The sequence below is a fragment of the Mycobacterium sp. genome (genome assembly GCF_040398885.1).
GTDB lineage: Bacteria > Actinomycetota > Actinomycetes > Mycobacteriales > Mycobacteriaceae > Mycobacterium.
Genome location: NZ_JBBATF010000136.1, coordinates 1 through 8883, shown reverse-complemented (window position 1 = coordinate 8883; position 8883 = coordinate 1). Strand labels below are relative to the sequence as shown.

The following is an 8883-nucleotide window of genomic DNA, read 5'->3' as shown; positions in this document are numbered from 1 at the left end:
GCCTCGAGGTTGTTCTTGGTGACGGTCTGCTCGAGGTTGCCGCCGGCACCGGTGAACTTCCCGGTGTTGACGTCCACGACCGTCATCGCCTCGGTGCGGTCGATGACCAGGGTGCCGCCCGAGGGCAGCCACACCTTGCGGTCCATCGCCTTGGCCAGTTGCTCGTCGATGCGATGCACCGCGAAGACATCGGGTCCGTCTGCCGCCTCGAACTTGGTGAGCTTCGAAACCAATTCGGGCGCAAAGGATTCCACGTATCCGGTGATGGTCTCCCAGGCGCTGTCGCCGGATACGAGCAGCCCGGAGAAGTCGTCGTTGAACAGGTCGCGGATGACCTTGACCAGAACGTCGGGCTCCTCGTAGAGGGCCACCGCGGCGCCGGCCTTCTTCGCCTTGGTCGCCTCGGCCTGCTCGGCGATCCCGGTCCACCGCTCCTGCAGCCGGTTGACGTCGGCGCGGATGTCGTCTTCCTTCACGCCCTCGGACGCGGTGCGGATGATCACCCCGGCGTCGGCGGGCACCACCTCGCGCAGGATGTCCTTGAGCCGCTGCCGTTCGGTGTCGGGAAGTTTTCGGCTGATTCCGGTCGACGACGCCCCGGGCACGTACACCAGGTAGCGGCCGGCCAGCGACACCTGGGTGGTCAGCCGCGCGCCCTTGTGGCCGACCGGATCCTTGCTGACCTGGACGACGACGTAGTCGCCCGGCTTGAGGGCCTGCTCGATCTTGCGGTTGGAGCCGCCGAGACCGGCGGCCTCCCAGTTGACCTCGCCGGCGTAGAGCACCCCGTTGCGGCCGCGGCCGATATCGACGAACGCGGCCTCCATCGAGGGCAGCACGTTCTGCACTATGCCCAGGTAGATGTTGCCGACCATGGACGCCGAGGCCGCCGAAGTCACGAAATGCTCGACGACGACGCCGTCCTCCATGACGGCGATCTGGGTGTAGCGCGCACCTTCGTGCGGCGGTTCGGTCCGGATCCTGTCGCGCACCACCATCATCCGGTCCACGGCCTCGCGCCGGGCCAGGAATTCCGCTTCGGTCAGGATCGGCGGGCGGCGCCGGCCGGCGTCGCGGCCGTCCCGGCGACGCTGCCGCTTGGCCTCCAGCCGGGTGGAACCGCTGATGCCCTGGATCTCACCGGAGTCGGAGCGGGCCCCCTTGGACCGCGGGGAACGTTCGTGGACCACCGTGTTCGGCGGGTCGTCCGGGGACGACGGGGAAGCATCGCCGTCGTCACCGGTCCCGGCCCTGCGGCGGCGGCGACGGCGACGGCGGCGGGTGGCCGCTTCGCCGCCGGCCGATTCGTCCTCGCCGGCCTCGTCGCCGGACTCGGAATCGTCCTCGTCGGAGGAGCCTTCCGCCGTGTCGGACGAGTCCTCGGAGTCCTCGGAGTCCTCACCGTCAGCGCCGCCCTGCTCCCCCCGGCCCCGGCCGCGACCGCGGCGGCCCCTGCGGCGGCGGCGATTCGCCGGACGCTCGCCGTCCCCCTCCTCGGCGTCCTCGCCGGCCTCGCCCTCCTCGCCGGCATCGCCCTCCTCGCCGTCCTCGTCGTCGCCGACCGGACGTGCCGGTGCGACCACGGGCTGCGGCGCGACGAACAGCGGCATGTAGGCCGGCTGTTCGACGATTGCCGCGGTGTCGGGAGTCTCAAGGATCAGCCGCGACTCCGGCTCGATCTCCTGGCTGCCGACGATGACCATCGCGCTGTCGGCAGGCAGATCCATCGGTATCGCCGGCGCGGCGTCGGCCGGCGGGGCGGCGAGAAGTTCGCGGACCCGAACGGCCTCCGCCTGGTCGACGCTGGACTGGGCGCTGCGGGCGCGGCCGTCGAACTCGACCAGGGCGTCGACGATCCGCTTGCTGGTGGTGCCGAGCACCCGGGCCAGCTCGTGGATCCTCAGGCGTTCGGGCAGATCCTCACCGGCCGGTGGCGGCTGCCACGGCGACGGGGATTCTTGCAGGTCCGGGTTGTGATCATCATCTGACACTTAGTCTCCTAGAGCCCCCGGGCGCGTCCATCGACGCGGCCACGCGGGGGCTTGCGCTGTAAGCCCGGCGGTTGCCGGGCCGGTTGTTAGATCTCTGGCTGAATGACGGCCTTTGACGGTCGCGCCGCACCGCACTCTGCGGTGGTCGCGTACGCCTGAAGTCTCATTCCGGTGGCCCGTTGCCGGGTTACCCGGCCCAGTATCCCATACGGCTCAACGGCCGGGGAACCAGAGCGCGATCTCGCGGGCGGCCGATTCCGGCGAATCCGAGCCGTGCACCAGGTTGTACTGGGTCTCCAGGCCGAGATCGCCGCGGATGGTGCCGGGGGTGGCCTTCTCGACCGGGTCGGTGCCGCCCGCCAACTGCCGGAACGCCGCGACGGCCCGCGGGCCCTCCAGGACCGCGGCGACGACCGGGCCGGAGGTGATGAACTCCAGCAGGTCGGCGAAGAACGGCTTGTCCTTGTGCTCGGCGTAGTGCGCCGCGGCCAGGTCGTTGCCGACGTGCTTGAGTTCCAGCGCCGCGAGGGTGAGGCCCTTGGCTTCGATCCGGCCGATGATCTCGCCGATCACCCCGCGCCGAACGCCGTCGGGCTTGATCAGCACCAAAGTCTGCTCGGTCATCTGGCGCCGTTCCTCCTCTTCGCTTCGCTCCGCATCGTCACGGCGCGGACCCGACGGGAAGAGTACCCCTCAGTCCGGCGGCGGCAGCTGGCCGGGTAACAGGCCCAGCCGCTGCCGGCGCAGCATCTCGGCCCGCAGGGAGGCGATCACCGCCCACACGACCAGGAACAGCACGCCGATGAAGCCGACGGCCGGGTAGATGAGGAAGCCGGCGACCAGAATCAGTTGCACCCCCAGGTCGGCCCAGATGGCCCACGGCCGGCCCTGCAGTCCGGTCAGCAGGCCCAGCAGCACCGCGAACCCGACCAGGAACGCGGTCGACCCGGGGGTCAGACCGCCGCCGACGGCCGCGACGACCGGCAGGGCGAGCAGCACGGTGATGATCTCCAGGATCAGCGTCCCGGCCGTCACGCCGCGGAAACTCTTCCAGGGGTCCGGAGCCGCCGGGTCCGGAGCCGCCGGGGCCGCTGGGCCGGTCATCCCGGGGTCTTCCCGAACAGCGACCGGACCGCCCCCGCGGTCACCACCGACCCGGTGATCACGATCCCGACGCCCGACATCCCCCCGGACTCCACGGCGGCGTCCTCGGCCAGCGCGGTGGCCGTTTCGATCGCGTCCGGCAGCGCTTCGGCCCGCAGCACCCGGTCCGGTCCGAAGATCTCCTCGGCCCGCAACGCCAGGGCGTCGACGTCCAGCGCCCGCGGAGAGCCGTTGTGGGTCGCCACGATCCGATCGAACGCCGGCTCCAGGGCGGTCAGAATCCCGGTCACGTCCTTGTCCCCCATCACGCTGACCACCCCGACCAGGTGGCGGAAGTCGAAGTCGGCGGTCAACGCCCGGGTCAGCACCTCGGCGCCCGCCGGGTTGTGCGCGGCGTCGATGAAAACCGTTGGCGCGCTTCGCATTCGCTCCAGCCGACCGGGGCTGCGGGCGGCCGCGAATCCGGCCCGGACCGTCTCGACGTCGAGTTGGCGCCTCGCGCCGGCGCCGAAGAAGGCTTCGACCGCGGCCAGCGCGATCACCGCATTGTGGGCCTGATGCTCGCCGTGCAGCGGCAGGAAGATGTCGGAGTACACCCCGCCCAGGCCCCGCAGTTCGATCACCTGCCCGCCCACCGCCACCTGGCGGTCCAGGACCGCGAACTCGGAGTCCTCCCGAGCGACCACGGCGTCGCACCGGGCGGCCTGCTCGAGCAGCACGGCCAGCGCCTCCGGGGGTTGGCGGCCGATCACCGCGACGGTGTCGACGGGCACCGGTTCTCCGCGGGGCATGCCGATGATGCCGGACTTCTCGCGGGCGATCTCCCCGATGGTGGCGCCGAGGTATTCGGCGTGGTCCATCCCGATCGGGGTGAACACCACGACGGTCGCGTCGACGACGTTGGTGGCGTCCCAGGTGCCGCCCATTCCGGCCTCGACGACGGCGATGTCGACCGGGGCGTCGGCGAAGGCGGCGAACGCCATCCCGGTCAGGACTTCGAACTTGCTCATCGCCGGACCGCGGCCGGCCTCCGAGTGGGCGTCGACGAGTTGCACGAAAGGCTCGATCTCCCGGTAGGTGTCGACGTAGCGGGCCGGGCTGACCGGCTCGTTGTCGATGGCGATCCGTTCCACCGGGGACTGCAGGTGCGGGCTGGTGGTGCGGCCGGTGCGCTGCCCGAACGCGGTGAGCAGCGCGTCGATCATCCGCGCGACCGACGTCTTTCCGTTGGTCCCGGCGATGTGGATGCACGGGTAGCTCAGCTGGGGTGAACCCAGCAGTTCCATCAGCTCCTCCATCCGGGAGATGCTGGGCTCCAGCTTGGTTTCGGGCCAGCGCTGGTCGAGCAGGTGTTCGACCTGGATCAGCGACGCGATCTCGTCGGGGGTGGGCTCGACGGGCGCCGGGTCCGGATGCCGCCGGCCGGCGCTCATGTGAGCGAAGCCAGTCGCGCGGTGATCCGGTCCACTTCCTCGCCCGCGAGCTTCCGGCGCTCTCGGATCTTGTCGACGACGGCGCCGGGCGCCTTGGCCAGGAAGGCGTCGTTGCCGAGTTTGGCCGCGGTGCCGGCCAGTTCCTTCTGCGCGGCGGCCAGATCCTTCTCCAGTCGGCGCCGCTCGGCATCGACGTCGACGCTGCCGGAGGTGTCCAGTTCGACGCCGACGGTGCCGACCGAAAGCCGCACCTCCACCTGCGCGCATGCCCGGAATTCGGCCTCCGGTGTGGTCAGCCACGCCAGCGCGGTCACCGGCGCCACCAGGGCGTCCAGTCCGGCCTCGGCGACGCCCTCCAACCGGGCCGGCACCTTCTGGCGGTCGGCCAGACCCTGGTCGCTGCGGAACCGGCGGACCTCGGTGACCAGTTTCTGCATGTCCGAGATCCGCCGGGTGGCGGCGGCGTCCGGCGCGACGCCGGAACCGGCCGGCCACTGTGCCACCACTAGCGACTCCCGCCCGGTCAGTTGCTTCCACAGCACCTCGGTCACGAACGGCATCACCGGGTGCAGGAGCTTGAGCAGTGTGTCCAGAACCGCGGCCAGCACCGCGGTGGTGTGGCCCAGTCCCGCGGCGATCTGGACCTTGGCCAGTTCCAGGTACCAGTCGCAGAACTCGTCCCAGGCGAAGTGGTAGAGCGCCTCGCAGCCGCGGCTGAACTCGTAGCCCTCGAACGCCGAATCAACCTCGGCGCGAACCTCTTCCAGCCGTCCCAGGATCCACCGGTCGGCGTCGGTCAGCGCGTCGGGGGACGGCAACGGCGCGGGGGCGGCGCCGTTCATCAGCGCGAACCGGGTGGCGTTGAACAACTTGGTGGCGAAGTTGCGGGAGGCCCGGGCGTGGTCCTCGCCGATGGAGAGGTCGCCGCCGGGGCTTGCGCCGCGGGCCAGGGTGAACCGCAGGGCGTCGGCGCCGAACAGTTCCACCCAGTCCAGCGGGTCGATGCCGTTGCCCCGCGACTTGCTCATCTTGCGGCCGTGCTCGTCGCGGATCAGGCCGTGCAGGAATACGTTCCGGAACGGGACCTGCGGGTCGCGCGTGCCGCCGCCGGTGACGGCGTCGTCGTCGGCGACGAAGGTCCCGAACATGACCATCCGGGCCACCCAGAAGAACAGGATGTCGTATCCGGTCACCAGAACGCTTGTGGGATAGAACTTCTCGAGGTCCGGGGTGCGGTCGGGCCAGCCCATCGTGGAGAACGGCCACAGCGCCGAGGAGAACCAGGTGTCCAGCACGTCGGGGTCCTGCTCCCAGCCCTCCGGCGGGGTCTCGTCGGGCCCGACGCAGGCGACCTGTCCGTCCGGGCCGTGCCAGATCGGGATGCGGTGTCCCCACCACAGCTGCCGGGATATGCACCAGTCGTGCATATCGTCGACCCAGGCGAACCAGCGCGGCTCCAGGCTCTTGGGGTGGATCACGATGTCGCCGTTGCGAACCGCGTCGCCGGCCGCCTTGGCCAGCGACTCGACCTTCACCCACCACTGCATGCTCAGCCGCGGTTCGATGGGCTCGCCGCTGCGCTCGGAGTGCCCGACGCTGTGCAGGTACGGGCGCTTCTCGGCGACGATTCGGCCCTGGTCCTCAAGTGCCTTGCGGACCGCATAGCGCGCCTCGAACCTGTCCAGGCCGTCGAAAGTGGTTCCGGTGTCGGCGATCCGGCCCTTGGTGTCCATGATCGAGGGCATCGCCAGGTTGTGCCGCATCCCGATCTCGAAGTCGTTGGGATCATGGGCCGGTGTGACTTTGACGGCACCGGTTCCGAATTCGGGGTCGACGTGGGTGTCGGCAACAATGATGACGCGACGATCCAGAAAGGGATGCGGCAGCGTCTTTCCGACCAGGTCGCGGTAGCGGTCGTCGTCGGGATGCACCGCGATGGCGGTGTCGCCGAGCATCGTCTCGATCCGGGTGGTGGCCACCACGATGTGCGGTTGGGAGTCGTCAAGAGAGCCGTACCGGAACGAGACCAGTTCGCCTTCGACCTCTTCGTACTTCACCTCCAGGTCGGAGATCGCCGTCTGAAGCACCGGCGACCAGTTGACCAGGCGCTCGGCCCGGTAGATCAGCCCGGCGTCGTAGAGGCGCTTGAAGATGGTGCGCACCGCCCGGGACAGTCCCTCGTCCATGGTGAAGCGGTCGCGGGACCAGTCCACCCCGTCGCCGAGTCGGCGCATCTGGGCGCCGATCGTCCCGCCGGACCGGTGCTTCCACTCCCAGACCTTCTCGACGAACTGCTCGCGGCCGAGGTCCTCCTTGGTCTTCCCGTCGGCGGCGAGTTGTCTTTCCACCAGGGTCTGGGTGGCGATGCCGGCGTGGTCCATGCCGGGCAGCCACAGCACCTCGTAGCCCTGCATCCGCTTGCGGCGGGTCAGGGCGTCCATCAGGGTGTGGTCCAGTGCGTGGCCCATGTGCAGGCTGCCGGTCACGTTGGGCGGCGGCAGCACGATCGAGTAGGGCGGCTTGCCGCTGCCGGCATCGGCGGTGAAGTAGCCGGAATCGACCCAGCCCTGATAGAGATCGGCCTCTGCCGCGCCCGGATCCCATGCCTTGGGGAGGTCCTGGAGACCGGCAGGGGGATCGGCGGCGGCGCGGGTGTCGTCAGGCACCGCTTGATTCTAGGAACGGTGGACAGCAGGCGCTCAACCGGACCTGCGGCCGCTGGGGCCTCAGCGGCCGCCGCGCAGCAGCCCGCCCAGGATGTTGCCCAGTGCACCACCCTGGCCGCCGCCCATCACACTGCCGAGGATGTTGCCCAGCGGGTTGTTGCCCGCCGGCGCACCGCCACCGCCGAGGATGCTGCCCAGCAGGTCGCCCATCCCGCCGCCCGGGACCGCCTGCGCCTGCGCCTGGGCTCCGGCGCCGGACGCCCCGCGCTGCGAGAACTGCCGGCCGACGTAGGCCAGGACGATCGGCGCCAGCATCGGCAGCAGCCGCCGGATCAGGTCTCCGCCCGGAGCGCCCGCTCCGGCCAGCGCCGAGGCGACCTGGTTGGTGTCGTTGCCCCCGAACAGGCTGGCGACCATCTGGTTGCCGTGGCCCTGGTCGATCTGGTCGACGTTGACGCCGCCGTCGAGCAGGTCGCTCTGGCCCACGGCGACGACGGTGGACTCCAGATGCGAGGAATCGATGTCCTCGGCCTGGACGTTCTCATGCAGGGTGCCCAGCAGGGTCGGCACCAGGGTCTGGATGGCGTTGGTCACCTCACCCGGGTCGGCGCCGAGTCTGCTGGCGATGTCCGCCACTGGGATCTGGTTGTAGAGGTCGTCGAGACCGGCCATGTTGGGGTACCACTTTCGCGAATTGCGCTGCCACGGGATGAATCGGTTCCGACAGTAGTCAGCCGGAGGCGGGGATGCACGAATTTATGCCGACGGCGTTGCGCCGAGCCGTGCCGTCTCCAGCGTGATCCCGGCCCGCGGCAGCCGGACCAGTAACGCATCGCCCATGGCGGCCGCCGGGGTGAGCACACCATGGAGATCGGACAGCTTGTCGCGGTCCAGCGCCAGAGCCAGCCCGCACTCCCCCAGCATCGCCGCGGTGGCCTTGTAGCCGGGGTCGCCGCTCTGGGCCATGGTGGCCACGTAGCGGGCGCCGGTGGAGGTGGTGGTGTAGGTATCGACCCGGTAGCGGCCGTTGTCCCGGACTTCCGCACTGGGACCGGTGCCGGGTTCGGGCGCCAGGCGATCGACCAGGGCTCGCGGCAGGAACCGGAACAACCGGTAGCCCAGCGCCGCGCTGCCGGCGGTGATCGCGGTGGTCACCGCCGAGACCACCGGCGCGATGACGGACCGGCCGGTGCCCAGGTACTCGGCGTACCGGAACCGGCGGCCGTAGGCGTAGTCCAGCAACGCGTTGCTGCGCCGCACGATGCGGGTGTTGTAGGGCGCCATGACGAACCCGCCGGCCCACACTCCGGCCAGTTCCGGCGCGATGTCGCGGCCGCGACGCCAGGGCAGGTCGGGCTGCGGCCCGAACTCCGGCTCGGCGCCGCGGTCCGGGGCCAGGGTGTAGGGATCCTCGAGCAGCTTGCGGGTGTCCGGGTCGCTGGAGGCGGCGCGCATCACCTCGATCATCGAGGCGACCGTGCCGCCGGACACCCCGCCGGCGAAGTCGCGCAGCACGTAGTTGGTGTCCAGCAGTTCACCGGCCCCGTCGCGGCGGGCGCGGTCGAACAACGCGTACACCGTCATGTCGGAGGGCACCGAGTCGAACCCGCAGGCATGGACGATCCGGGCCCCGGTGTCGATGGCCTGCTTGTGGTAGAGGTCGATGCTCTGCCGGACGAACATCGCCTC

Annotated in this window: 7 protein-coding genes; all 7 read right to left on the bottom strand. The window is 70.3% G+C overall.

The genetic code is table 11. The features are described 5' to 3' along the window. Nucleotides 1-1964 (bottom strand): Rne/Rng family ribonuclease (locus ADBZ5U_RS12470; RefSeq protein ID WP_526810643.1); only part of this gene is annotated, 1964 nt, incomplete at its 3' end. A 240-nt stretch (nt 1965-2204) separates the two neighbouring features. Next, the gene (ndk, locus tag ADBZ5U_RS12465) at nt 2205-2615 is read right to left on the bottom strand and encodes a nucleoside-diphosphate kinase (RefSeq protein ID WP_526810641.1); all 411 of its coding nucleotides are present in this window, start codon (nt 2613-2615) and stop codon (nt 2205-2207) included. Between the two features lie 69 nt (nt 2616-2684). Next, nucleotides 2685-3095: a DUF4233 domain-containing protein gene (locus tag ADBZ5U_RS12460; RefSeq protein WP_526810639.1), complete on the bottom strand. Its 411-nt coding sequence runs from the start codon at nt 3093-3095 to the stop codon at nt 2685-2687. After that, a complete protein-coding gene (folC, locus tag ADBZ5U_RS12455) occupies nt 3092-4528 on the bottom strand; it encodes a bifunctional tetrahydrofolate synthase/dihydrofolate synthase (RefSeq protein WP_526810637.1) in 1437 nt (478 codons plus the stop codon). The genes ADBZ5U_RS12460 and folC overlap by 4 nt, the downstream gene beginning before the upstream one ends. Beyond that, nucleotides 4525-7194 carry a valine--tRNA ligase gene (locus ADBZ5U_RS12450; protein WP_526810636.1) on the bottom strand — a complete coding sequence of 890 codons (2670 nt, stop codon included), beginning with the start codon at nt 7192-7194 and terminating at the stop codon, nt 4525-4527. The genes folC and ADBZ5U_RS12450 overlap by 4 nt, the downstream gene beginning before the upstream one ends. A gap of 60 nt (nt 7195-7254) precedes the next feature. Further along, the gene (locus ADBZ5U_RS12445; protein ID WP_526810634.1) at nt 7255-7866 is read right to left on the bottom strand and encodes a DUF937 domain-containing protein; all 612 of its coding nucleotides are present in this window, start codon (nt 7864-7866) and stop codon (nt 7255-7257) included. Nucleotides 7867-7950: 84 nt separating this feature from the next. Then, nucleotides 7951-8883, bottom strand: a 933-nt coding sequence (locus ADBZ5U_RS12440; protein ID WP_526810632.1) for a saccharopine dehydrogenase family protein, incomplete at its 5' end; no start/stop codon positions are given.